Source organism: Lentzea alba, from assembly GCF_011067745.1.
In the GTDB taxonomy this organism is placed as follows: Bacteria; Actinomycetota; Actinomycetes; order Mycobacteriales; family Pseudonocardiaceae; genus Lentzea; species Lentzea alba.
In genome coordinates, this window is the sequence record NZ_JAAMPJ010000008.1 from 408,465 (window position 1) to 433,236 (window position 24,772).

A 24,772-nucleotide genomic window follows, 5' to 3' on the forward strand; every position below is an offset into this window, starting at 1 on the left:
GTCTGGTATGCAACTCGATGGTGTGCTGTTCTTTCCGGTGACCCCGTTCGACACCGAGGGGAACATCGCGTTCGACGTGCTGGCTGAGCACGTCAAGCACGGTGTCTCCGCCGGGCCAGGCGCGGTGTTCGTCGCCTGCGGCACCGGCGAGTTCCACGCGTTGGGGCTGGAGGAGTTCGAGCGCGCGGTGGCCGTCGCGGTCGAGGCGACCGCCGGCAAGGTGCCGGTGTTCGCCGGCGCGGGCGGGTCGGTCGTGGCGACCAAGCAGTTCGTGCAGGCCGCCGAACGCGCCGGTGCTCAGGGCATCCTGCTGCTGCCGCCGTACCTGGTGACCAACCCGGCTGCCGGGCTCGTGCGGTACGTCGCCGAGGTCGCGGGCGCCACCGAGCTGCCGATCATCGTGTACCAGCGCAACAACGCGCGGTTCACGCCGGAGACCGCCGTCGAGGCCGCGCGGATCCCGAACGTCGTGGGCTTCAAGGACGGCATCGGCGACCTCGACCAGATGCAGCGGATCGTGCTGGCGGTCCGTGCGGGCGTCGACAAGCCGTTCCAGTTCTTCAACGGCCTGCCGACCGCGGAGATGACGCAGCTCGCGTACCGGGGCATCGGCGTCGAGCTGTACTCGTCCGCGGTGTTCTGCTTCGCGCCGGAGATCTCGCTGGGCTTCTACAACGCCGTGCAGGCGGGTGACACCCAGCTGGTGAACCGCTTTCTTCTCGAGTTCTACAAGCCTCTGGTCGAACTGCGGGACAAGGTTCCCGGATATGCGGTTGCCCTGGTGAAGGCCGCGGTGCGCGCGAACGGGCTCGACGTCGGTGGCGTCCGCCCGCCGCTGATCGACCCGCTGGACGAGCACCTCGCCGCCCTGGACAAGATCATCGCCGCGGGTAAGGCTCTGCTGGCATGAAGATCACCGAGATTGTTCTGACGCCGATCGCGTTCCGCGATCCGCCGCTGCTGAACGCCGCTGGTGTGCACGAGCCGTGGGCGCTGCGCACGATCGTCGAGGTGCACACCGACGAAGGCATCTCGGGGCTGGGGGAGACCTACGGCGACCTCGCGCACCTGGAGCGCTCGCGGTCCGTTGTGGACTCTCTGGTCGGGCTCGACGTCTTCGCGTTGAACGAGATGCACGCGCGGGTTGCTTCGGTCCTGGGCGGTGAGGTCGGGCCGGACAAGCACGGGCTGACCGGGAAGATCACGGCCGAGAGCACCGTCGACCGCGTGTACTCGCCGTTCGAGGTCGCGTGCCTGGACATCCAGGGCAAAGCTCTGGGACGTCCGGTGCACGACCTGCTGGGCGGCGCGATCCGGTCGTCCGTGCCGTACTCCGCTTACCTGTTCTACAAGTGGGACGGGCACCCCGGCGCCGAGCCGGACGAGTGGGGCGAGGCGATCGACCCCGCCGGCATCGTGGCGCAGGCCCGGAAGATGATCGGTGAGTACGGGTTCGGGTCGATCAAGCTCAAGGGCGGCGTGTTCCCGCCCGAGCAGGAGATCGAGGCGATCCGCGCGCTGCGCGAGGCGTTCCCGAACCACCCGCTGCGGCTCGACCCGAACGCGGCCTGGTCGCCCGCGACGTCGTTGAAGGTCGCGGCGGAGCTGGACGGCGTGCTCGAGTACCTGGAGGATCCGGCGCCCGAGATCTCCGGGATGGCCGAGGTGGCCGCGAAGGCGCCGATGCCGTTGGCCACCAACATGTGCGTGGTCGCGTTCGAGCACCTCAAGCCGTCGGTGGAACAGGACGCGGTGCAGGTGCTGCTGTCCGACCACCACTACTGGGGCGGGCTGCAGCGGTCGCGGCAGCTGGGCATGATCTGCCAGACGTTCGGCATCGGCCTGTCGATGCACTCGAACTCGCACCTGGGCATCTCGCTGGCCGCGATGACGCACCTGGCGGCCGCTACGCCGAACCTGAACTACGCGTGCGACACGCACTACCCGTGGAACGCGGCCGACGAGGTCGTCGAGCCGGGCGTTCTGTCCTTTGTGGATGGTGCGGTGCCGGTGTCCACCACGCCGGGGCTCGGTGTGACGCTGGACCGTGACGCGTTGGCGCGCCTGGCCGAGAACTACGTTCGCTGTGGCATCACTTCGCGAGACGACACGGGCTACATGCAGAAGTTCGACCCGAGCTACGAGAGGAAGCGTCCCCGGTGGTGAAGTCGGTTGTCCACGCCTATCCGTGGGACCTGATCGGAGACCCTGAGGCCGTTGCGCGGTATCAGGGTCTCGGAGTCGACGCGATCGCGCTTGCCGCCTCGTATCACACCGTGCGGGCAGCGACGCCGTTGCACCCGCGGCATCGGTTGGTCGATGCGCGGCACGCGGCGTTCTACCTGCCGGTCCGGGAGGCGAACTTCGGCCGGTTGGTGCCGGCGGAACCGTCCTGGATGGACGGTTCGAACTCCTTCGGTGAGGCAGCGGACCTGGTTCGCGCGGCCGGGTTGCCGGTGTACGCGTGGACTGTTCTGACGCACAACTCGCGCCTGGGCGACCTGCACCCCGATGTGACCGTGGTGAACGCCTTCGGGGATCGCTACCCGTACGCGTTGTGCACTTCTCAGCCCGATGTCGTCGAGTACACGTCGGTGCTCGTGTCCGAGGTGCTGGAACTCGGTGCGCCGGACGGGATCATCCTCGAAGCCTGTGGTCCGCTGGGGTTCTTCCACGGCGGTCACCACGAGAAGACCGACGGCACGGACTGGAATCCGGTGCAGCAGAAGCTGTTGTCGCTGTGCTTCTGTTCTTCGTGCACCGCTTTGTACGCCGACCCGGATGCCCTGCGTGAAGCGGTCCGGGCCGGGGTTGATCGCGGTGCACCCAGAGAAAGTCGCAGCGTCGAGGAAGCGCTGGGTGCGCTCGCGGAGGACGTTCAGGCCGTGCGCACCGGGATCGTGCGGTCGTTGCGGCAGAGGCTGGTCGGCGAGATCCGTGCCGCCGCGCCGTCCGTTCGGATTGGCATGCACGTGACGGCGGACCCGTGGGGCACCGGGCCGTTCGCCACGGTCGCGGGTGGTCTGGACGCGGACGTCGACGTGCTGACGACGATGTGCTGGCCCGGCCCGGACGTCGCGGTTCCCGGCATCGAGGCACTGCGTGCGGCCGCACCGGACACGCGGATCGCCGCGTACGTGCTGGGGTTGCCGCCGAAGCCCGCGGACGGTGCGGCGCTGGCGAAGGAGTGGCTGGCCTACCTGGACGCGGGGGTCGAGGAGTTCCACCTCTACCACGGTGGTTTGGCCTCAGCCGCTCGTCTCGAAGCGTTGCGCGAGGCCGTGGCCGCGGTATCCCGGTAACTGTGAAGCGAAGTCACTGCAACCCGCTGTGAGCGCGGTTCCGTCCTCTGACCATGAGGCACATAGGAACCGTAGTTGGCACTGGCGTCCTGCTGCTGGTGATCTCGGCCTGTGGCAGTGCGCAGAACGCGGGCACTGGGGCAGGTGGCGGTCCGACGTTGCCGACCGCCACCTCACCCTCTGAAGTGCCACCGGGCGTCGCGCCCGGAGAGATTCCGCCGGACGGCAAACCCGTGACGAAGCTGGACACCAACGCTTTGTCGTCGGAGTATCCGCGCACTGTGTGGACACAGGGCGACGGGAAGACCGTCGGTGTCATCGGCCAGGAGGGCGGGTGCGGGAAGGCCAGCGCGTCCGTGCTGGAGCAGTCGGCTTCGGTGGTGAAGATCGAGCTCGTCGAGACGCTCCCGCTCGACAAGAAGGCCTGCACGATGGACATCCGCTTCCCACCGCTGACGGTGCAGCTGACCGAACCCCTCGGTGAGCGCACGGTCGCGCTGACGTCGCGGCAGGAACAGAAGTAGACCTTCCTCCCACGGTGCCCGGTCGGCATCTGCCCCGTCGGCCGGGCACCTCTTTCCTCCGCCGTGTTGTTTCACCTGGCCCCTTGGCCTGGTTTGCAAGGATGGTGCGCATGAGACACGTCGTTGCTGCCGTTGCTCTCGCCGCTGTAGTCACCACTGGGCTTGCCGGCTGCTCGTCCGGCACGCAGTCCGGCGCGCCGGGATCCTCCGGCTCTTCCCACGGCGCGCCCACCACGGGCACGTCCGCGCCCGGTTCCACCGGTTCGTCCGGCGCGAACCCCACGGCCCCGGTCCAGCCTCCGGTCTCGATCTCGGAGGAGAAGCCGGTCGTGCCACCCGGCGTGACGCCGATCCCCAAGGAAAAAGTCGACACGACAACGTTGTCAGACACCTACCGCGATGAGGCCTACGTCTTCGGCGACGGCCGGGACGTCGAGGTCTTCGGCGTGGGCGGTGGCTGCAAGGAGGCTCGTGCCGAGGTGACCGGGCAGTCCGCCGAGGTCGTCCAGATCACGCTGGTCACGATCACCAAGCAGCCTCCGGGCACGTTGTGCACCCAGGAGATCCGCCAGGTGCCGCTGACCGTCCGGCTGGACGCGCCCCTCGGTGACCGCCGGTTGGTTCTCGAATCCCGTGAGGAGACCGGCTGACGGTGAGATCCTGAGTTCGTGGATCTTCAACTGGGGGAGCGGCGGCTCCACGTCCACGACGTCGGCGACGGTGTGCCGGTGTTCTGGCACCACGGCACACCCAACCTCGGCCTGCCCCCGGAACCGCTGTTCCGTCCGGGCGTCCGCTGGATCTCCTACGACCGCCCCGGCCACGGCACTTCAACGCCCGTACCAGGCCGGACGGTGGGATCGGCGGCAACTGATATATCGCATATCGCGGACGCTTTGGGGCTTGGGCAGTTCGCGGTGTTCGGTCACTCAGCCTGTAGTTTTTAAGTACAAGGCACCACACGCCCTCGCGTGCGCAGCCTTGCTGCCGGACCGCGTGACCGCCGCCGTCGCCGCTGCCTCTGTGGCACCGTTCGACGCCGCAGGCCTCTCGTGGTTCGAAGGCATGATCGCCTCGGGTGAGGCTTCGCTGCGGGCGGCGGCTGCGGGCCGTGAGGCGAAAGAGGCCTACGAGACTTCCGGGGCTCTGTACGACCCGGAGTTCATTCCGGCTGATCTCGAAGCGCTGAGTGGCCCTTGGTCGTGGTTCGGCAAGGTGGTCGGTCCCGCCCTGGCCAACGGACCCGGCCCGTCGATCGACGACGACCTCGCCTACGTCACGCCGTGGGGCTTCGACCCGGCCTCCATCCGCGTGCCGACCCTGCTGTTGCACGGCGAGCGCGACGGCATGGTCCCGGCCTCGCACAGCCGGTGGCTCGCCTCCCGGATCCCCGGCGCCGAACTCCGCCTGAGTTCGGACGACGGCCACATCTCAGTGCTGAACCACGCCGACGCCGCCCTCGACTGGCTTCTGGCTCGCTAGGAACTCGACGCGGTTGCCGACCGCGTCGAACGTGTGGAAGCGGAGTCGGCCGGGGATCTCGGCCGGGTCGGCCCACACCACGGGATGGCCTGCCGCCTCGACCGCCTCGGCGACCTGCTCGACGTCGACGACGAACGCCGGGTGAGCCTTGCGCGCGGGCCGGAAGTCGTCCTCGACGCTCACGTGCACCTCGCCACCGCCCGGCACCTCGAACCAGCACCCGCCTCGCGCGGCGAGCAGCGGCGGCTTCGGCAGTTCGGTCCACCCGAGCACGCCTGTGTAGAACCCGCGCTGCTCGTCCTCGGCACCTGTCGGACAGGTCACCTGCACGTGATGAATCACCACGACACCTCCACTCGGCCGTATACAGGACAAGCGTACGGTTTGCTCGGCCGTTCTGTCCGCGCCTTCGCTTGCCTCACCCTTCCGTCCGTCGGATGCAAAAAACGTTTGCGGACGAAGTCAAAAGACTCATTGCAAAGGTCTCGGGCAGGCGTGGAAGCACGACAGCCGGGTCCACTGATATATCGGATATCAGTGGACCCGGCTGTCGGGGATGACCGGCGGCTAGCGGCGGAAGCTGATCTGCAGGGTCGGAGTGGACGTCTCGGCGAAGAAGTCGTTGCCCTTGTCGTCGACGACGACGAACGCCGGGAAGTCCTCGACCTCGATCTTCCAGACGGCTTCCATACCGAGTTCGGGGTACTCGAGCACCTCGACCTTGCGGATGCAGTCCTGGGCCAGGCGCGCCGCCGGGCCGCCGATGGAGCCCAGGTAGAAACCGCCGTGGGTGTTGCAGGCCGAGGTGACCTGCTTGGAGCGGTTGCCCTTGGCCAGCATCACCAGCGAGCCGCCCGCGGCCTGGAACTGCTCGACGTAGGAGTCCATCCGCCCGGCGGTGGTCGGGCCGAACGAACCGGAGGCGTAACCCTCGGGTGTCTTGGCCGGGCCGGCGTAGTAGACCGGGTGGTCCTTGAGGTACTGCGGCATCTCCTCGCCGGCGTCGAGGCGTTCCTTGATCTTGGCGTGCGCGATGTCGCGGGCCACGACCAGCGGACCCGTCAGCGAGACGCGGGTCTTCACCGGGAGCTTGGTGAGGACCTCGCGGATCTCCGCCATCGGGCGGGTGAGGTCGATGCGGACGACCTCGTCGGACAGGTCCTCGCCCTCGATCTCGGGCAGGAACTGGGCCGGGTCGCGCTCCAGCTGCTCCAGGAACACGCCCTCGGGCGTGATGCGGGCCTTGGCCTGGCGGTCGGCCGAGCACGAGACCGCGACACCGACCGGCAGGGACGCGCCGTGGCGGGGCAGGCGGATGACGCGCACGTCGTGGCAGAAGTACTTGCCGCCGAACTGGGCGCCGATGCCGAAGTTGCGGGTCAGCTCCAGGACCTGCTGTTCGAGGTCCTTGTCGCGGAACGCGTGGCCCGACGGCGAGCCCTCCGTCGGCAGGTTGTCGAGGTAGCGAGCCGAGGCGAGCTTCGCGACCTTCAGGTTCTGCTCGGCGGACAGACCGCCCACCACCACGGCCAGGTGGTACGGCGGGCACGCTGCGGTGCCGAGCGAGCGGAGCTTCTCGTCGAGGAACGACGCGAGGCGCTTCGGGTTCAGAACGGCCTTGGTCTCCTGGTAGAGGAACGTCTTGTTCGCACTACCGCCGCCCTTGGCCATGAACAGGAACTCGTAGACCGGTTCCTGGCCCGGCTTGTGGAACACCTCGATCTGCGCGGGCAGGTTCGTGCCGGTGTTCTTCTCGTCCCAGAACGTCAGCGGCGCCATCTGCGAGTAGCGCAGGTTGAGTTCCTGGTAGGCCTCGAAGACGCCCCTGGCGAGGGCCTCCTCGTCGTCGCCGCCGGTCAGGACGGTCTCCGAGCGCTTGCCCATGATGATCGCCGTGCCGGTGTCCTGGCACATCGGCAGCACACCGCCCGACGAGATGGCCGCGTTGCGCAGCAGGTCCATCGCGACGAAGCGGTCGTTGCCCGAGGCCTCGGGGTCATCGATGATCTTGCGCAGCTGGGCGAGGTGCGACGGGCGCAGCAGGTGCTGGATGTCGCGGACGGCTTCCTTGGCGAGCAGCGTCAGCGTCTCGGGGGCGATCTCGAGGAACTTGCGGTCACCGGCCTCGATCAGCTTCACCCCGTCCGACGTGACGAGGCGGTACTCGGTCTCGGTGTCCTTCGCGAGCGGAAGGACGTCGGTGTACTCGAAAGTGGTGGGCACGGCGTACACAGCTCCAACGGTGTGCAGTTCGGATCAGAAAACCGTACCGCCATCAAAGGGACGTATTGATGTGATCCCCGACCACCGCGCTGTTCCGTGCCCCACAGGAGGGTGCAAACGCGGAAGGCCGCGGCAGCCCCCGGCTGCCGCGACCTTCCTTCGCGTGCGAAACCCGACTCACGGCGGGCGTCGCGTGGCTCTGGTAACGCCCGACCGTGCCGTGAGTTGAGTCACAAGTCAATACTGCCGGACGAGTGACACCCGACCGTAACTCCTCTTGGAACTCCTCTTGGAACTACGAGGCGTACGCGCGCAGCTTCGCGGCGCGTTCGCCCTGGCGGAGCTTCGACATGACCTCGCGCTCGATCTGCCGCACCCGCTCCCGCGACAACCCGAACCGCTTGCCGATCTGGTCCAGGGTGCGCGGCTGACCGTCCTCGAGGCCGTAGCGCAGCCGGATCACGGCCTGCTCGCGCGGCTCCAGCGTGGCGAGCACGCGACGCAGGTCGTCCTGCAGCAGACCGGAGATGACGGCGCTCTCGGCGTCGGTCGCGTCCGAGTCCTCGATGAAGTCACCGAGGGGAGCGTCCTCCTCCGTGCCGACCGGCATGTCCAGCGATACCGGGTCACGCGCGTGGTCGAGCAGGTCGGCGACCTTGTCGACGTTGAGACCCGCTTCCTTCGCGAGCTCCTCGTTCGTCGCCTCGCGGCCGAGCGTCTGGTGCAGGTCGCGCTTGATCCGCGCGAGCTTGTTCACCTGCTCGACGAGGTGGACGGGGAGACGGATGGTGCGGCCCTGGTCGGCCATGCCGCGGGTGATGGCCTGGCGGATCCACCACGTCGCGTAGGTCGAGAACTTGAAACCCTTGGTGTAGTCGAACTTCTCGACCGCCCGGATCAGACCCAGGTTGCCTTCCTGGATCAGGTCCAGCAGCGGCATGCCGCGGCCGGTGTAGCGCTTGGCCAGCGACACGACGAGACGCAGGTTCGCCTTGAGCAGGTGGTCCTTGGCGCGGCGACCGTCGCGGACGAGTTCCCCCATCTCGTCGCGGCGGGTCGGCGTGAGGCGCTTGGCCGTCTCGAGGACGTGCTGCGCGAACACACCGGCCTCGATGCGCTTGGCGAGCTCCACCTCCTCCTCGGCGGTGAGGAGCGCGGTCTTGCCGATTCCGTTCAGGTAGACTCGAACGAGGTCGGCTGCTGGACCCTGGGCGTCGAGTTCGTGCTCGACGACGGGCGTGTTCTCTCCGACTTCACGGTCGGAGATCCTCGTGACGGTCATGGATCTCCCTCCCCCTGCTGCGGGCCACGCTGCTGTCGGTCAGGACAGTCGCGCTAGGTGGTCAAGGCGGCGCGGCGCTGCGCCCTGGCTGCCGGTTGCGGCGGGCCCGCTCGGGATCCCATCGCTAGCTGGCTGATACCTGGGTAACGAAGACGATTCCGAATTCGTTCCCGACTTCCATGACCTGAAGACGTCACCGCAGTCACAGCGGTTGCGCGACTAATCTGAGGATTGGCTGAGAACCGTTTAGTCACACCTCGACGAGCACGGTGAACGGACCGTCGTTCACGCTCCGTACCTTCATCTCGGCCCTGAATCGTCCCGTTTCGACCCGCGCGCCCTTTTGGCGGAGTTCCTGCACGACGGCGTTCACTAAAGGCTCGGCGTGCTCGGGCCGCGCGGCCGCCGTCCAGGACGGACGGCGGCCCTTGCGCGTGTCTCCGTAAAGCGTGAACTGGCTGACGACCAGCAGCGGAGCGCCGGTCGACTCACATGACTGCTCGTCGCCGAGGATGCGCAGCCCGTGCAGCTTCTGCGCCATTTTGCGGGCGTGGTCGGCCGTGTCGTCGTGGTGGACGCCGAGCAGCACCAGCAATCCGGGCTCGTCGATCGCGCCGACGATCGCCCCTTCGACTTCGACGCTCGCCTCTGTGACGCGCGCCACAACTGCTTTCACGAGGGAATCAACATTCCGTGCCGGATGAGATCACGAACGATCGGCAAGGCCGCTTCCGCGTCGATTTCCCCGTAAGCGAACTCGAGCAGTGAGAGCAGGTCCTCCAGCGGCAGCGCGCCGTTGCAACCGGCGATGAGCTTGGCCGTCGCCTCGTCCACCTCGTGCTGCCAGCCGGGCCCGTCGGTGCGGTGCAGCCGGGCGACGACCTTGCGCCAGCCGTCCTCGCTCGGCTCGGACACCTCTTCGAGCAGCACGGTGTCCGCCACCCGGAAACGGTGGCTCAGCAGGTCGGGGTTCGCGCGCAGCCACGCGACGTTGTCGAGCCAGCGCGCGGCCTCCGGACCCAGCGGGTCGTCGTAGGCGTGGCGCAGGTCTTCACACACGACCTGGGAGTGCATCTCGTCGGTGCGCCGCAGCGTGACGTAACCGAAGCCGACGCCTTCGACCTGGTTCTCCTCGAACCAATCCAGCCACGCGGCCGCCTTCGCCCGACCCTCGGGGCTGCGCGGGTCGACGCCCGCGTCCTTGAGCCACGTGCCGACGTACAGGGCCGGCTCGGCGATGTCGCGCTGCACGAACCACGCGTCGATCCCGCCGCGCGGCAGCCAGCCGGAGACGCGCTCTTCCCAGTCCTCGCCCCTGCGGTGCACCCACGACGCGAGCAACTGACCCACGCCGCCCTCGTTGAGGAACGCGGGCAACTGCCGGATGACCAGCGCGGACGCGTCGTCACCGCCGAGCCCGGAGTCCCGGTACACGTAGTCCACCCGCGGCGGGCCGACGACGAACGGCGGATTGCACACGACCTGGTCGAACCGCCGGTTGCGGACCGGGCCGAACCACTCGCCCTGCAGCGTTTCGACATCGAGCCTGTTGATGCGGAACGTGCCCTGCGCGAGCCTCAGCGCACGCTCGGACAGGTCGGTCGCCGTGATGCGTTCGGCGTGCGTGCTGGCGTGCAGCGCCTGGACGCCGCAGCCGGTGCCGAGGTCGAGGAGCGTGCCGACCGGCGTGCGCTTGGTCGCGCGGGCGAGGCTGATGGACGCGTGGCCGACGCCGAGCACGTGGTCCTCGGAGACCGCTCCGCCGCGCAGGTCGGAGTCGAGGTCGGCGATGACCCACCAGTTGTCCTCGTACGGCCGCACGTCGAGCCCGGCCCGGAAATCTCCGGCGTTGGTGTCAGCAATGAGGATCTCGTTCTTGACGGCGTCGTCGATGTCGACCCCGTCGAGTGCCTTGCGGACGTCCTGCTCCGGCTCCTGGTCGCCCAGCAGGAACAGGCGGATCAGCGTGCCGAGCGTCCCGGCGTCCTTGCTGGCGCGGCGGGCGGGCTCCGGCTCGCCGCGGCCGAGCGCGGCGTGGGCCTGCCCGCCGAGCGCGTCGACGACGCCGTCCGCGGTGTAGCCGGTGTTCAGGAAAGCCTCGCGCAGCCGGGCGCAGAGATCGGCAGAAAGATCGGGGTGCACGGGTGGAGATGCTGTCACGCCCCGTGGTTCACCGCGTGATCTGGAGGGCGATGGCCATCGCCAGCCGTTGAGCGGGATCGTCGAGGGGGAGCGGTGTCACCTCGGTCATCTTCTGCATGCGATACCGCAACGTGTTCGGGTGCACGTTGAGCTCCCGTGCCGCCGTCCGTACGTCGCCCTGGGCGGCGAGCCACGCTCTCAACGTCGTCGCGTACTGCGTCCCGTACTCGGCGTCGTATCGCAATATATTGGATATCGGTCCACGGGTCGGGAGACGTCCAGCCTCGGCGACGGCCGCGAGCCGGTGCAACAGGACCTGCGCCCAGGCGTCGTCGTACACAACCGGTGCACCGGTTGAGAGCGCGAGGCATTCATCAGCCTCCTGTCGCGAAGTCGGCAGTTGCGTCGCCTCGGCCGGACCTCCGATGCCGGCCAGCACGGTGGCCTCGGCAGGCAGCTCGCGGACCAGCGAACGCACCCAGCCGACGGCATCGTCGGCGGCGGGGATGACGGTGTAGAGGACGTTGCCGAACAGCGCGCTGCGTCCAGGCCGCGACCAGCCGAAGCCCGCGGTGGCCCGCTGGAACGCGAGCACCGCCGCGCCGTGCTCGCCCTCGCCGGCGTGGGCCTGCACGGCGATCACTCGCAGGTCGGCGGACGGCAGGCCGAGGCGGGCCACGTCGGCGGACTCCGGATGTTCGAGCAGCCTGATCACCAGGTCCGCCTCGGCCTGGCGTTCGAGATCCGTCGACGCCCGCGACCGCAACAGGTGCAACGCCGCCGTCCGCGCCCCGTCGACCAACGCGGCCGAACGCGCGGCGTCGACCGGTCCCGTCACCTCGACCCAGACCGACCCGAGCAGCTCACGTCCCGCACGCACGGCGGCGACGAGCCGGTTGCCCAACTGCGGGGTCAGCTTGGGGACGAAGATCGGCTCGTCGGACGACGCGAGGTGCGTGAACACCCCGAACTCGTCGAGTGCGCGCCGCGCCTCCTCCGGCACGCGCCGGCCGAGGATGGTCTGCACGCGCACCGGGTCGACGTCCTCCTGCCGATAGGAGTACGCGAGCACGCGGGACTGCTGGTCCTCGATGGTCACCGGGCCGCCCACCACACCCGCGATCACATCGGCGAGGCCGAACAGGTCTCCGGTGCGTGTGCCGCCGTTGACCAGCGTCTGCGTGACGTTCGCAAGCTGGCTCCACGGCACAGACGGATCCACGAGCAACACGGCCGCACCGGACTTCTTCGCCGCAGCGACCACACGCTCGTCGAGCGGCGGCTTGCCGTGCAGCACCACCGCCGACGCCGCAGTCGAGGACACGAGACGCACGGCCGCGGCGACCGAAGGCGTGCCCAGCCCCAGAAGTACGTCTCCTGCGGCGGCCGGCACGTTTTCCGCCGGATCGTGCAGGGCAACCCCACGGAGTTCGGCGTCACGGCCCTTCGGCGCGCACGCCAGATGCGTGCCCAGACTGCCGAGCACGTCCACGAGGCGATCAAGGGCGACCACTCGCGGATGTTAACCGCCGACCGGGTGTCCCGGCCGTCACTCGGACGTGGGACCATGGAGCACGTAGCCAGAAAGAGTTAAGAGGGTGGTGTCGTGAGCAGTCCTGACCGGAACGACACCCCGGTGTTGATCACCGAGGCGGCCCCGTCCTACGAGGAACAGCACGCCGCCCGGCGCAAGAAGTACGCGATCATGATGAGCCTGCGCTTCCCGTGCCTCATCCTCGCGGCACTCTTCGCCCAGACCTGGTGGCTCGCGCTCTTCTTCATCGTGCTGTCCGTGCCGTTGCCATGGATGGCCGTGCTGATCGCGAACGACAGGCCGCCGCGCAAGACCGAGAAGGTCAACCGCCACGAGGCCGAGCGCCGCGCCATCGCCCCCAAGAGCACCACCATCATCGACGGCTGACGCGCGCCGAATCCCGCCGCCGAACCCATCGTCGACCCGTCTGCGAAGTCCTCAAGTCCGACTGTCGCCGAACGCTGTCCGCCCCTTAGCAACGAGTCTTTTGCGGACGAAGTCCAAAGAGTCATTGCTAAGGGCCTGCTCAGTCAGCCTTTGCAATGAGTCTTTTGACTTCGTCCGCAAACGGTTTTTGCATCCGGGTGGGCGGGCAACTGATATATGGGAACTGATATATCGGTGCGGGGGCCTAGCGGGGTGGCTGGGCGCCTACGACGCTGACCGCGCGAGAGCCTGCGCGGACACCGCCGAGCAGGGCGTCGTGCTTGGAGGCGCCGGAGAGCCAGGCGGCGAGGAAGCCGGCGTCGAAGGCGTCGCCCGCGCCGGTCGAGTCGACGCACTCGGTGGCTTCAGCGGGGACCGAGATGAGTTCGTCGGAGTCCACCCACGACGCGCCGTCCGGGCCCGTTGTCACCACGACGGTGCCGACGTGGGTCAGCAGGTCCTTGCCGGCGGTGGGGTCGGACGAGCCGGTCAGGGCGAGCAGTTCGTCGGCGTTCGGCATGAGGATGTCGACGCCGCGCACGTCCTCCAGGAAGGCCTCGGCGGAGTGGATCAGCACTGCCGCCTGCGGGTCCACCGACGTCGTCCACCCGGCGGCCCGCGCTGCCTCCAGCGCGGCCAGGCCGGCCGGGCGGGAGGTGGCGTCGAGCAGCACGTAGCCCGACAGGTGCAGGTGGCCGTGCGAGGCGGCGAGCAGGCCCGGGTCGAGGTCCGCCGGGGAGAAGCGGGCGTTCGCGCCGCGGTCGGGCAGCATCGAGCGTTGGCCGTCGTCGTCGACGAGCACGACCACGCAGCAGGTGGCCAGGTCCGGGTCGACGGCGAAGGCGCACTGGACGCCCGCGGCGGTCAGTTCGGCGTGGACCTGGCGGCCGGCCGAGTCGGCGCCGACGCGGGCCACCAGGATCGGCGACGCACCGCACGCGGCCAGCCACACGGCCGTGTTCGCGCCCGCGCCGCCTGGCTCGATGGTCACCTTCGCGCGCACGTCACCGCCGTGGGCGATGGGGCCGGAGTGGCGGGCGACGACGTCCAGGCCGGCGTCGCCCACGACGATCACAGGCCTCACTGGAACAGCTCGACGGCGACGGCGGCTGCGACGGAGGCGTTGTTGACGACGAGTTCCTCGTTCGCGTCGAGGCTCACGCCGGCGCTCGCGGTGTGGAAGTGCTCCAGCAGGACGGGGGAGACGTCCTTGCCGCGCACGTTCTCGTCGACCAGCTTCTGCAGGCCCTCGGCCAGCAGGCGGTCGTGCAGGGCGGAGTCCATCTCGAACGCGGCGGGGATCGGGTTCGCCAGGAGCATGCCGCGACCGCCCTCGGCGAACACCGCGGCGGCCTCGGCGGCGTTCTCGACGCGCCACGGCACCTCGAACTCGGACTCGCGGCGGTAGAAGGCGGGGAAACGCGAGGTGCGGTAGCCGACGACCGGCACCGAGCGGGTCTCCAGCACCTCCAGGGTCGCGCCCATGTCCAGGATCGACTTCACGCCCGAGCAGACGATCAGCACCGGCGTAGTGGCGACCACGTCGAGGTCGGCCGACACGTCCCACGTCTCGCGCGCGCCGCGGTGCACGCCGCCGAGACCGCCGGTCGCGAAGACGCGGATGCCGGCCTGGTGCGCGAGCGCCGTGGTCGACGCCACGGTCGTCGCGCCGCTGCGGCCGAGCGCGTAGGCGGGGCCGAGGTCGCGCAGCGAGAGCTTCGCGAGATCGCCCGCGGTGCACACGTGGTCTAGCTGGGCGGAGGAAAGGCCGATGTGCGGTACGCCGTCGAGCACGGCGATCGTCGCGGGGACGGCACCGGCTTCCCGGACCACCTTCTCCAGGCGTGCGGCCACGGCGAGATTGCGCGGGGCAGGCAGCCCGTGGGACAGGATGGTGCTCTCAAGAGCGACGACAGGCCGGTTCTCGGCCAGTGCGGTGGCTACTTCGTCGGCGATGTGCAGCGTGGTCACGAGGGGACATCATCCCAGGTACTCTGGGCGGGTGAGCACCCAGACTCTCCCCGAGGTCGACGTCCGGCCGGAAGGCACCGACCACACCGGGGACGACACCCCGAAGATGTTCCACTACGTGCGCAAGGCGAAGATCGCCGAGAGCGCCGTCATGGGAACGCACGTGGTCGCGTTGTGCGGCGAGGTCTTCCCGGTCACGCGGTCGCCTAAGCCCGGTTCGCCGGTGTGCCCGGACTGCAAGAAGATCTACGAGGGCCTGCCCAAGGGCGGCGACGGCGGCGAGTGAGCCGCAGCAGGTAGAACTCCGCGAGCTTCGACGAGCAGCGGGGGTGGCTTCGGCTACCCCCGCTGTTTTTGTTCTTCGGGCGAGGTCGGCGGCTCCTGGATCTTCAGCGGGGTGGTCAGCTGCGTGTCGGCCGGGGACGGCGCCGAGTAGCTGGTGGTGGTCTCGGGTTCGGGGTCCTCGGCCTCGGAGCGGATGCGCGACGCCGCGCGCTCCATCTCCAGCCGCCGCCACCGCCGGCGCTGACGGCGGGTCATCCGGGCCGGCCACTCGTCCTGGATCGCGCTGTTGAAGTACGCGCCGATCGTGATCGCCAGGCCGATGAAGAACACGAACAGCAGGAACGCGATCGGGGTCGCGAGAGCGCCGTAGGTGTAGCCGGTCGTGGTGATCCACTGGATGTACAGCCGCAGGCCGATGGACGACAGGATGAACACGGCCATCGCGAGGACCGCGCCGGGCAGCACCCGGTGGTACGGCAGCCTTCGCGGCAGCGCGACCTTGTAGAGCAGCGACAGCGACAGCACGAGCAACAACGCGACGCCGGGGTAGTAGAACCGGCCGACCCACGTCTCGATGTAGGGCTGCCAGGACGTCGGGAAGAACTGCGGCAGCACGTCCGGGCCCAGCGCCAGCACCGGCAGGCCGATCACCAGTGCCACCAACGACACCATGTAGAGCAGCAGGGCGAAGATGCGCTGCCACAACTCGTTGCGCACGCCGTACTGGCCGTGCGCGACCGTGATCGCGTCGACGAACGACGACATCGCCGACGAACCCGCCCACAGCGAGATCAGGAAGCCGACGGAGACGATCTCGCCCTTGCCGGTCGTGAGGATCTCCGCGACCGTGGGCTGGATCACGTCGTTGACGACGTCCGCGCTGAAGATCGTCCGGGTGAACCCGATGATCTTCTCCTGGACGGCGGACACCACCTCGGCACCGAACCAGTCGCCGAAATAACCCATGGCGCCCAGCACTCCGAGCAGCAGCGGGGGAAACGACAGCGTCTGCCAGAACGCCGCCTCGGCGGCTTCTGAGAAGATGTTGCCCTGCCACGCCTTCGACAGCGTGCGCGCGAGTAGACGCAGCGGCCCCTTGCGGCCGGACCTGCGTGCGTCGTTGTCGGTAGGCGAACCCATCGCAGTGACAAGCATGGTGCATGGGGCCACGTTTCGCGGCATCGACGCCCGGAACAGGTAGGCTCTCGTTGCCCTCGGCCACGGTCTGCCTGAGGGCACAACCATGTGTGACCTGCACAAATGAGGAGAAACACGTCTGTGACAGCGACAGCAGCAATGCGACCGCTGCGGGCCTGGCAGCGCCGCGCGCTGACCAAGTACCTCGCCGCCAAGCCGCAGGACTTCCTCGCCGTCGCGACGCCGGGCGCGGGCAAGACGACCTTCGGACTGCGGGTGGCCGCCGAACTGCTGGCCGACCGGACGATCGAGGCCGTCACGATCGTCACCCCCACCGAGCACCTCAAGCACCAGTGGGCGAAGGCCGCCGCCGAGCAGGGCATCCACATCGACTCGAACTTCCGCAACACCAACGCGATGACCTCCCGCGACTACCACGGCGTGGCCGTGACGTACGCGCAGGTCGCCGCCCATCCGACGTTGCACCGGGTGCGCACGGAGAACCGCAAGACGCTGGTGCTGCTCGACGAGGTGCACCACGGCGGCGACGCCAAGTCGTGGGGTGACGCGATCCGCGAGGCGTTCACGCCCGCCACCCGCCGCCTCTGCCTCACCGGCACGCCGTTCCGCTCCGACGACTCGCCGATCCCGTTCGTGCAGTACGAGGAGAGCAACGGCGGCTTCAAGACCTCCAAGGCGGACCACACCTACGGCTACTCCGACGCGCTGCGCGACGGCGTCGTCCGGCCCGTGCTGTTCCTGGCGTACTCCGGTGAGGCGTCGTGGCGGACCAGCGCGGGCGAGGAGTACACCGCACGCCTGGGCGAACCGCTGACGCAGGAGCAGACCGCGCGGGCGTGGCGCACGGCGCTGGACCCGGCCGGCGACTGGATGGCGTCCGTGCTGCGCGCCGCCGACCAGCGGCTCACCCAGAAGCGGGAGAACGGTCTGCCGGACGCGGGTGGCCTGGTGATCGCCACCGACCAGACCGTGGCGAAGGCCTACGCGCAGGTGCTGCAGCGCGTCACGGGCCAGATCCCCACGCTCGTCCTCTCCGACGACCCGAAGGCGTCCGGCAAGATCGCGGAGTTCTCCGCGACGAACGAGCGCTGGATGATCGCGGTCCGCATGGTGTCCGAAGGCGTCGACGTGCCGCGGCTCGCGGTCGGCGTGTACGCCACGTCGTCGTCGACCCCGTTGTTCTTCGCCCAGGCCGTCGGCCGCTTCGTGCGCAACCGGAAGCCCGGCGAGACCGCCACCGTGTTCCTGCCGTCGGTGCCGGTGCTGCTCCAGCTCGCGTCCGAGCTGGAGGCCGAGCGCGACCACGTTCTCGGCAAGCCGCACCGCGAGAAGGACGGCTGGGACGACGAGCTCATGGCCGCGGCCAACCAGGCCAAGGACGAGCCCGGTGAGGACGAGCGCGCCTTCACCGCGCTGGGCACCACGGCCGAGCTCGACCAGGTGATCTTCGACGGCTCGTCGTTCGGCGCACCGACCCACGCCGGCTCCGAGGAGGAACAGGAGTACCTCGGCCTGCCGGGCCTCCTCGAACCCGACCAGGTGCGCACCCTGTTGCTGCAGCGCCAGGAAGAGCAGATGGCCTCCGCGGCCAAGCGCCCCAAGCCCGAGGTCGCCGTCCGGGAGGCCAGGCCCGTGGGCGTGCAGGAACGCCTCACGTCACTGCGCAAGGAACTCAACACCCTCGTCGCGATGCACCACCACCGCACGAAGAAGCCGCACGGCAAGATTCACAACCAGCTGCGCGAGTACTGCGGCGGCCCGCCGACCGCGATGGCCACCATCGAGCAACTGGAAGAGCGCATCGCGACGCTGCGTTCCTGGTAGGGCGTTCCTGGGTAGGTCAGGCGCGCGTGACGGCGACCGCGAGCGTGTCGTAGCTCATCGTGAAGCTCCCGCCGACGGCCTCGATGGCGGTGCCGAGGCAGTCCAGCACTTCGGTGACCTGCTCCTTCGTGAGCAGGCCCAGCGGGCTCATGGTGAGCATCAGATCGACGTACTCGGCGGTCGTGTAGGTCTGGTCCCACCGGCCGCTCCACTGCTCGGAGCCGGAGAACTCGCCGGTGCCGACGAACGTCTCCGCGGTCTGCTCACAGCCCGACCGGTAGGCCGCCAGCGCCTCCGCGCCGTTGTGCCCGATGCGGAACGGCATCTCCGGCGCGATCCTCCGGTAGACCTCGGCCATCGCCTCCGCGACCGAGTCCGGCATCGCGAACACGTGCCACAGCGCCACGAACACGCCGCCGGGCCGCAGCACTCGCGCGACCTGGCGCCGTCCCTCCTCGGGGTCGACCCAGTGCCACGCCTGCCCGGCGACGACGGCGTCGAACTGGCGGCCGGCGGGATCCCAGGCCTCGAACTTCGACACCTCCACCGGCACTCCCGTGCCACGGGCGAACTCGGCCATGAGCTCGTCGTGCTCGACTCCGATCACCTCGAACCCGGCCGCCTGGAGTTGACGGGACAGCTTGCCGGTGCCGCAACCGATGTCGACGACGCGTGGTCCGGGGCTCGCCGCGACGATCCGGTCGATCAGCTCGTCGGGGTAAGGCGGGCGGGTGCGGTCGTAGCGAGCGGCCTCCGCGCCGAACGAAGCGGCGAGTCGCTTGCCGGTCTCATCGTTTAAAGTGGGCATGCGCCCACCGTAGTGGGCAAGCGCCCACTTCAGCTAGGAGATTTCCGCGTGCCCACCGGTGTGCACCTGCGTGACGTGCGGGAACAGCTGTTCGGCGCCGCCGATCGCCTGCTGGTCGAAGGCGGGCCGAGCGCGCTCACCAGCCGCGCGGTGACGACCGAGGCCGGTGTCGCCAAGGGTGTCCTGCACCGGCACTTCGACGACTTCGACGCGTTTCTCGCGGAGTTCGTCCTCGACCGCGTCGACAAGATGGACGCGCGGGCGAAGGCGCTCCTCGGGGCGGCGGGCGCCGGAACCGTCGTCGACAACCTCGCGGAAGCGATCACCGCCGTGTTCGAGTCGGTCGCCGTTGCGATCGTCGCTCTCGTGACGTTCCGCGACGACCTGCGCAGGCGGCTGCGCGACACCTGGCCCGCGGGAATACCGGTGCTGACCGACGCCGCGATCATGATCCAGGACTACCTGGCGCGGGAACGGGAGCTGGGCCGCGTCGGTGACCTCGATCCCGAAGGGGTCGCACCCGTGCTCATCGGGACCGCGCACCTGCTCTTCGTCGACCGGGACGCACCGCCCCCTCCGGACGTCGTGCGCCGAATGGTCGCAAGCGTTGTAGCGCCGTGGTTACGCTCTCACAACTCTGAGTGACTAAATGACGCCACGGTTACCGCATCGTTGCGACTTAATCGATCCAGTGTGGTTCCGGTCACGCATATGTCGGGCATACGTTGTGCGCCACAACATTCTCTGTGACACAGCGCAGTGAAAGGGATGGCGGATGCGCAGCAAGACTCTCGCTTCCATCGCCGTTACCGCGGGCCTCGCCCTGGCGGTCTCGGCGTGCGGCGCCAACACGTCCTCCAACACCGGAGGAAGCACCGACACGAACTCTGGCAGCGGCAATGGCGCGAAGGTCGGCGTGATCCTTCCTGAGACCGCCTCCTCCGCTCGTTGGGAGGGCTTCGACAAGCCGCTCCTGAAGGCCGCTCTGGAGAAGGAGGGGCTCGTCCCCGACATCCAGAACGCCCAGGGTGACGTCCAGAAGTTCAGCACCCTGGCCGACGGCATGATCAACGCCGGCGTCAAGGTCCTGATCATCGCCACGCCCAACAGCGAGGTCGGTGCGTCCGTCGCCAAGAAGGCGCAGGCCCAGGGCATTCAGGTCATCGACTACGACCGCCTGAACACCGGTGGCTCCTCGTCCTACTACGTGTCGTTCGACAACGTGAAGGTCGGCGAGCTGCAGGGCCAGGGCCTCGCGGACGCGCTGAAGGAGAAGCCGCAGGGCGCCAACGTCATCGAGATCGAGGGCGCGCCGACGGACAACAACGCGACGCTCTTCACCCAGGGCCAGAAGAAGGTCCTGCAGCCGCTCTACGACTCGGGCAAGCTCAAGCTGGTCCAGTCCCAGCCGATCGACAACTGGGACAACCAGAAGGGTGGTCAGGTCTTCGAGCAGATCCTGACCAGCAACCAGGGCAAGGTCGACGGCGTCGTCGCCGCGAACGACGGCCTCGCCGGCGCCGTGATCACGGTGCTGAAGAAGGTCGGCCTGAACGGCAAGGTGCCGGTCACCGGTCAGGACGCCACCCCGGACGGTCTGCAGGCCGTGCTCCGCGGTGACCAGTACATGACCGTGTTCAAGCCCATCAAGGACGAGGCCGAGGCCGCCGCCAAGCTGGCCGCCGCTCTCGCCAAGGGCGACACCGCCGCCGCCGACGCCCTCGCGACCGGCAAGACGAAGGACGACAAGGGCAACCGCGACGTCAAGTCCGTCCTGCTGTCCGCGCAGCTGATCACCAAGGACAAGGTCAAGTCCGTCGTGGACGCCGGCTTCGTCAAGGCGTCGGAGATCTGCGTGGCCGACACCAAGGCCGCCTGCGACCAGCTCGGCATCAAGTAACACCGCTCGCGGTGAAGGCGGGACGCGTCCGGCGCGTCCCGCCTCTCGCCGCGTGGTAACCACGGAGGAACCCCAGTGAGCGAGCCGATTCTCGAGCTGCGCGGCATCAACAAGAGCTTCGGCCCCGTGCACGTCCTGCACGACATCGACCTCACCGTCAACCCAGGCGAGGTCACCGCCCTCGTCGGCGACAACGGCGCGGGCAAGTCGACGCTGGTCAAGTGCATCGCGGGCATCCACCCGACCGACTCGGGTGAGGTCCTGTTCCAGGGCGAGCCGGTGCACATCAAGGGCCCGCGCGACGCCGCGGAGCTCGGAATCGAGGTCGTCTACCAGGACCTCGCGCTGGCCGACAACCTCGACATCGTCCAGAACATGTTCCTCGGCCGTGAGCGCACCAAGGGTGGCCTGCTCGACGAGACGGACATGGAACAGGCGGCGCGCAAGACGCTGGCGTCGCTGTCCGTGCGGACGGTCAAGTCGGTGCGCACCCAGGTCTCGTCGCTGTCCGGTGGCCAGCGCCAGACCGTCGCGATCGCCAAGGCCGTGCTGTGGAACAGCAAGGTCGTGCTGCTCGACGAGCCCACCGCGGCACTCGGCGTCGCGCAGACCCGGCAGGTGCTCGACCTGGTCCGCCGGCTCGCGGAGCAGGGCCTGGGCGTCGTGCTGATCAGCCACAACATGAACGACGTCTTCGAGGTCGCCGACAAGATCGCGTGCCTCTACCTCGGCCGCATGGCCGCCGTCGTGGGATCCAAGGAAGTCACACACGGCCAGGTGGTCGAGCTGATCACCGCCGGTCGTTCCGGTGACCTGGGCATCGCCCGCCCCGAGGCGGCGACGATCTGATGAGTTCCGAAGAGGCGAGCATGACCGACACCACCGAAAAGCACGAGCAGGAGACCCCGCAACCGGGCGCCATCTCCGACTTCGGCATCGACACGACGTCCCAGTCCACCGGCGAGGCCGTCCGCGACTACTGGGCCAGGGTCCGCGGCGGCGAGCTCGGCGCACTGCCCGCGCTGCTCGGACTGATCGTGCTGCTCATCGTGTTCAGTTCGTTGTCCGACACGTTCTTCACCCTCGGCAACCTCGCCAACCTGCTCCAGCAGGGCGCCAGCATCACGATCATCGCCATGGGCCTGGTGTTCGTGCTGCTGCTGGGCGAGATCGACCTGTCCGCCGGTACCGCGTCCGGTGTGACCGCGTCGGTGATGGCGCTGCACCTGATCCACAACGGCAACCTGCTCGGCGGCATGGGCGACACGGTCTTCTACGTGTTCTGCGGCTTGCTGGTGCTGGCGATCGCGCTCTCGGCGTGGATGAAGATCTGGGCCGGTACGGCGCTGTCGGCCGTCGCGCTGATCATCGCCGCGGTCGGCGTTCCCGCGAACGCCTGGCTGGAGATGCTGCTCGCGGTCTGCGTCGGCGCGGCCATCGGCTGCGTCACCGGCTTCCTGGTCGCGAAGGTCGGCATCCCGTCGTTCGTCGTGACCCTGGCGCTGTTCCTCGTCTGGGGCGGTGTCGTGCTGCAGCTCATCGGCCAGGGCGGCACGCTCGGCCTGCGCGACGACACGATCTTCAACGTCGCCAACGGCAACCTGAACTTCGTGGGCTCGTGGGTGTTGTTCGTCGTCGCCGTCGGCGGTTACGCGGCGGTCGTGCTCACCCGGCACTTCTCCCGGCTGCGCAAGGGACTCGTGGCCCAGCCGACGTCACTGGTGCTGGCCAAGATCGGCGCCCTCGCGGTGCTGGCCGCGGTCATCACGTACGCGTTGTCCCTGAACCGGGCAGCGAGCAACCTCATCGTGATCGAGGGCGTGCCGTACGTCGTGCCGGTGGTGCTCGTCCTGCTCGTGATCGGCACGTTCGTGCTCGACCGCACCTCCTACGGCCGCCACATCTACGCCGTGGGCGGCAACAAGGAAGCCGCGCGCCGCGCCGGTATCAACGTCGAGCGCATCCGGATGAGCGTCTTCGTGATCGCCTCCTCGGCGGCCGCGATCGGCGCGATCGTGTACTCGTCGAAGGTCGGCTCGGTCGACCCGAACGCCGGCGCCGGCAACACGCTGCTGCTGTCGGTCGGTGCGGCGGTCATCGGTGGCACGTCGCTGTTCGGTGGCAAGGGCCGCCTGCGCGACGCGGTCATTGGTGGCGCGGTCCTCGCGATCATCCAGAACGGCATGGGCCTGCTCAACCAGCCCGCTGCCGTCGTGTTCATCGTGACCGGCCTGGTCCTGCTGCTCGCCGCGAGCGTCGACGCGTTGTCTCGTCGCCGGGCAGCGAACTCGGCTCGCTGACGCGGTGACGGGACCAATCTCCGGCACCCGTCCCGACGAGATCCGCAGGCACAACAGGACGGCGCTGCTGCGCCGCCTGCACGTCGACGGACCGTCCACCAGGGCGTCGCTCGCGGCTGAGCTCGGGCTCAACCGCAGCACGATCAAGGCCCTGGTGGACGGCCTCGCCGAAGCCGGTGTGGTCGCCGAACGCGTGCCCGCTCTGCGCAGCGGAGCGGGCCGTCCGTCGTTGCTGGTCCTGCCCCAGCCGCAGGCCGCGGTCGTCATGGCGATCGACGTGCGGGTGGAGCACGTGGCGATGGGGTTCGTCGGCCTCGGCGGGGAGATCCTCGGCCGGGACAGCTGGAACCTGCACCGGACACGTGATCCGGGTGAGGTGATCACGCACATCGTCGAGTCGGCGCGCCTCATGGCCGAAGACCTCGACGTCACCGCGGTCGGCGTCGGGGTGTCGGTGCCGGGCGTCGTGCGGCGGGCCGACGGCCACGTGCACGAGGCGCCGAACCTGCACTGGACGGACGTGGCCCTCGGCAAACGCCTGGAAGCGGTGCTGAAGCTGCCGGTCCAGGTCGGCAACGACGCGGAGCTCGGCGCGCTGGCGGAACACGTGCGCGGCGCGGCCCAGTCGTCGTCGGACATGGTCTACATCTCCGCGGACGTCGGCGTCGGCGGCGGAGTGATCCTGTCCGGGCAACCGTTGCGCGGCACCGGCGGCTACGTCGGCGAGCTGGGGCACATGGTGGTCAACCCGAACGGCCGGCGCTGCTACTGCGGTTGTGATGGCTGCTGGGAGACCGAGGTCGGCGAACCGGCGCTGTGCCGGGCACTGGGCCTGCCGGACGACGCGCCGCGCGGTGCCGTGGTCGCGACGCTTCGGGCGTTGGACGATCCGGCGGCGCTCACCGAGTTCGCCGGCTGGCTGGCACTGGGGCTCGCGAACATCGTCAACGTGCTCGGCCCGGAACTGGTCGTGCTCGGCGATCTCTACACGGCGCTGCCGGACTCCGTCGTCGAAGCGGTGAGCTCCGCGGTGCAGCGACGCAGCCTCGTGTCGCGCGCGGTCGGCGGAACCCAGGTCGTGACATCACCGCTGGGCCGGGACGCGAAGCTGATCGGCGCGGCGGAACTCGCGTTCGAGCCCGTTCTCGACACCATCTAGAAAAGCGAAGGGGGCGGAGATCCTTTCGGATCTCCGCCCCGAGCGGCTAGGTGGGGTGGAAGTCAGCCCTGCTGAATCTCAGCAGCGAGTTCGCGCAATTTCTCACTGTGCGCCCGGGCGTGGTGCCCGCAGAACAGCAGCTCGCCCCCGGACGGGAGCAAAGCGCGAACCTGGGCAGCAGCCCCGCAGCGGTCGCAGCGGTCGGCAGCGGTCAACTCGGGGCGGGTGAGTGCTGCAGTCATGATGAATCTCCCTCCGTCCCAGCAACGGAACGAAGTGTCCCGGTGCCCTCTTACCAAGCTGCGACCACAGCGCCCCTGGCTGGTGCGCGGTGCTCGCTGGCTCCACTCTGACAGACGTTCTCGCGATAGTCAGTGTTCCCGTGTGCGTGGCGACTCGCGTCACTATGCGATTTACCCGCCTGCAGCAGACTTACACACGTGTTCGCCACC

General features: G+C 68.8%; 26 protein-coding genes. 15 read left to right on the plus strand and 11 right to left on the minus strand.

Annotated features, from left to right (window positions below):
• Window positions 1-7 precede the first annotated feature (7 nt).
• The 7 genes from G7043_RS29250 (at window position 8) to G7043_RS50020 (ending at window position 5,308) form a co-directional block, all read left to right on the plus strand.
• Window positions 8-910, plus strand: coding sequence for a 5-dehydro-4-deoxyglucarate dehydratase (locus tag G7043_RS29250; protein WP_166050937.1), 903 nt, complete (start codon window positions 8-10; stop codon window positions 908-910).
• Window positions 907-2,166: a glucarate dehydratase family protein gene (locus G7043_RS29255; protein WP_166050939.1), complete on the plus strand. Its 1,260-nt coding sequence runs from the start codon at window positions 907-909 to the stop codon at window positions 2,164-2,166. The genes G7043_RS29250 and G7043_RS29255 overlap by 4 nt, the downstream gene beginning before the upstream one ends.
• Window positions 2,163-3,302 carry a hypothetical protein gene (locus tag G7043_RS29260; protein ID WP_313888134.1) on the plus strand — a complete coding sequence of 380 codons (1,140 nt, stop codon included), beginning with the start codon at window positions 2,163-2,165 and terminating at the stop codon, window positions 3,300-3,302. Before G7043_RS29255 ends, G7043_RS29260 begins: the two co-directional genes overlap by 4 nt.
• Window positions 3,303-3,355: 53 nt before the next feature.
• Window positions 3,356-3,826 carry a hypothetical protein gene (locus tag G7043_RS29265; protein ID WP_166050941.1) on the plus strand — a complete coding sequence of 157 codons (471 nt, stop codon included), beginning with the start codon at window positions 3,356-3,358 and terminating at the stop codon, window positions 3,824-3,826.
• A gap of 110 nt (window positions 3,827-3,936) precedes the next feature.
• Window positions 3,937-4,476, plus strand: a complete 540-nt coding sequence (locus G7043_RS29270; RefSeq protein ID WP_166050943.1) for a hypothetical protein — start codon at window positions 3,937-3,939, stop codon at window positions 4,474-4,476.
• An 18-nt stretch (window positions 4,477-4,494) separates the two neighbouring features.
• Complete coding sequence (locus tag G7043_RS50015) at window positions 4,495-4,773, plus strand: alpha/beta fold hydrolase (protein ID WP_313888135.1); 279 nt, start codon at window positions 4,495-4,497, stop codon at window positions 4,771-4,773.
• 49 nt (window positions 4,774-4,822) lie between these two features.
• Window positions 4,823-5,308: an alpha/beta hydrolase gene (locus G7043_RS50020; RefSeq protein ID WP_313888136.1), complete on the plus strand. Its 486-nt coding sequence runs from the start codon at window positions 4,823-4,825 to the stop codon at window positions 5,306-5,308.
• Here the strand turns inward: G7043_RS50020 and G7043_RS29280 are convergent.
• The 6 genes from G7043_RS29280 to G7043_RS29305 form a co-directional block, all read right to left on the minus strand.
• Entirely contained in the window at window positions 5,258-5,653 is a 396-nt protein-coding gene (locus G7043_RS29280; RefSeq protein ID WP_242642748.1) for a glyoxalase, read from the minus strand. The genes G7043_RS50020 and G7043_RS29280 overlap by 51 nt on opposite strands.
• Window positions 5,654-5,875: 222 nt before the next feature.
• A complete protein-coding gene (locus tag G7043_RS29285) occupies window positions 5,876-7,540 on the minus strand; it encodes a fumarate hydratase (protein WP_390828313.1) in 1,665 nt (554 codons plus the stop codon).
• 286 nt (window positions 7,541-7,826) lie between these two features.
• Entirely contained in the window at window positions 7,827-8,813 is a 987-nt protein-coding gene (locus G7043_RS29290) for a sigma-70 family RNA polymerase sigma factor (RefSeq protein WP_166050947.1), read from the minus strand.
• Between the two features lie 250 nt (window positions 8,814-9,063).
• The gene (gene dtd / locus G7043_RS29295) at window positions 9,064-9,489 is read right to left on the minus strand and encodes a D-aminoacyl-tRNA deacylase (protein ID WP_166050949.1); all 426 of its coding nucleotides are present in this window, start codon (window positions 9,487-9,489) and stop codon (window positions 9,064-9,066) included.
• Complete coding sequence (locus tag G7043_RS29300; RefSeq protein ID WP_166050951.1) at window positions 9,486-10,955, minus strand: DUF7782 domain-containing protein; 1,470 nt, start codon at window positions 10,953-10,955, stop codon at window positions 9,486-9,488. Before G7043_RS29300 ends, dtd begins: the two co-directional genes overlap by 4 nt.
• 28 nt (window positions 10,956-10,983) lie before the next feature.
• A complete protein-coding gene (locus G7043_RS29305; protein WP_166050953.1) occupies window positions 10,984-12,468 on the minus strand; it encodes a PucR family transcriptional regulator in 1,485 nt (494 codons plus the stop codon).
• A gap of 93 nt (window positions 12,469-12,561) precedes the next feature.
• Between G7043_RS29305 and G7043_RS29310 the strand changes: the two genes are divergently transcribed.
• Window positions 12,562-12,876 carry a DUF3099 domain-containing protein gene (locus G7043_RS29310; RefSeq protein ID WP_166050955.1) on the plus strand — a complete coding sequence of 105 codons (315 nt, stop codon included), beginning with the start codon at window positions 12,562-12,564 and terminating at the stop codon, window positions 12,874-12,876.
• A gap of 244 nt (window positions 12,877-13,120) precedes the next feature.
• On the opposite strand, the gene G7043_RS29315 is transcribed toward G7043_RS29310, so the two are convergent.
• Window positions 13,121-13,999, minus strand: coding sequence for a carbohydrate kinase family protein (locus G7043_RS29315; protein ID WP_166050956.1), 879 nt, complete (start codon window positions 13,997-13,999; stop codon window positions 13,121-13,123).
• Window positions 13,996-14,886, minus strand: a complete 891-nt coding sequence (locus tag G7043_RS29320; RefSeq protein WP_166050958.1) for a pseudouridine-5'-phosphate glycosidase — start codon at window positions 14,884-14,886, stop codon at window positions 13,996-13,998. The genes G7043_RS29315 and G7043_RS29320 overlap by 4 nt, the downstream gene beginning before the upstream one ends.
• Before the next feature lie 31 nt (window positions 14,887-14,917).
• Here G7043_RS29320 and G7043_RS48645 point away from each other — a divergent pair, with 31 nt between their 5' ends.
• Window positions 14,918-15,172 (plus strand): DUF3039 domain-containing protein, encoded by a 255-nt coding sequence (locus G7043_RS48645; RefSeq protein WP_166050960.1) that lies wholly within the window; start codon window positions 14,918-14,920, stop codon window positions 15,170-15,172.
• 53 nt (window positions 15,173-15,225) lie between these two features.
• Here the strand turns inward: G7043_RS48645 and G7043_RS29330 are convergent, their stop codons facing one another.
• Window positions 15,226-16,311, minus strand: coding sequence for a YihY/virulence factor BrkB family protein (locus G7043_RS29330; protein ID WP_242642749.1), 1,086 nt, complete (start codon window positions 16,309-16,311; stop codon window positions 15,226-15,228).
• Between the two features lie 156 nt (window positions 16,312-16,467).
• Between G7043_RS29330 and G7043_RS29335 the strand changes: the two genes are divergently transcribed.
• The gene (locus tag G7043_RS29335) at window positions 16,468-18,153 is read left to right on the plus strand and encodes a DEAD/DEAH box helicase (protein WP_242642750.1); all 1,686 of its coding nucleotides are present in this window, start codon (window positions 16,468-16,470) and stop codon (window positions 18,151-18,153) included.
• 16 nt (window positions 18,154-18,169) lie between these two features.
• On the opposite strand, the gene G7043_RS29340 is transcribed toward G7043_RS29335, so the two are convergent.
• Complete coding sequence (locus tag G7043_RS29340; RefSeq protein ID WP_166050964.1) at window positions 18,170-18,961, minus strand: class I SAM-dependent methyltransferase; 792 nt, start codon at window positions 18,959-18,961, stop codon at window positions 18,170-18,172.
• Window positions 18,962-19,009: 48 nt separating this feature from the next.
• Between G7043_RS29340 and G7043_RS29345 the strand changes: the two genes are divergently transcribed.
• From G7043_RS29345 to G7043_RS29365, 5 genes are all read left to right on the plus strand, one after another.
• Window positions 19,010-19,606 carry a TetR/AcrR family transcriptional regulator gene (locus tag G7043_RS29345; protein WP_166050966.1) on the plus strand — a complete coding sequence of 199 codons (597 nt, stop codon included), beginning with the start codon at window positions 19,010-19,012 and terminating at the stop codon, window positions 19,604-19,606.
• A gap of 130 nt (window positions 19,607-19,736) precedes the next feature.
• Window positions 19,737-20,861, plus strand: coding sequence for a sugar ABC transporter substrate-binding protein (locus tag G7043_RS29350; protein ID WP_166050968.1), 1,125 nt, complete (start codon window positions 19,737-19,739; stop codon window positions 20,859-20,861).
• Window positions 20,862-20,936: 75 nt separating this feature from the next.
• Window positions 20,937-21,710, plus strand: a complete 774-nt coding sequence (locus G7043_RS29355) for an ATP-binding cassette domain-containing protein (protein WP_166050971.1) — start codon at window positions 20,937-20,939, stop codon at window positions 21,708-21,710.
• A 20-nt stretch (window positions 21,711-21,730) separates the two neighbouring features.
• Window positions 21,731-23,161: a sugar ABC transporter permease gene (locus tag G7043_RS29360; protein WP_166050973.1), complete on the plus strand. Its 1,431-nt coding sequence runs from the start codon at window positions 21,731-21,733 to the stop codon at window positions 23,159-23,161.
• Window positions 23,162-23,165: 4 nt separating this feature from the next.
• On the plus strand, window positions 23,166-24,320 hold the full coding sequence (locus G7043_RS29365) for an ROK family protein (RefSeq protein WP_313888137.1): 1,155 nt from the start codon (window positions 23,166-23,168) through the stop codon (window positions 24,318-24,320).
• A gap of 62 nt (window positions 24,321-24,382) precedes the next feature.
• Here G7043_RS29365 and G7043_RS48650 read toward each other — a convergent pair whose 3' ends face one another.
• A complete protein-coding gene (locus G7043_RS48650; protein ID WP_231642793.1) occupies window positions 24,383-24,562 on the minus strand; it encodes a DUF7455 domain-containing protein in 180 nt (59 codons plus the stop codon).
• Window positions 24,563-24,772: the final 210 nt, after the last annotated feature.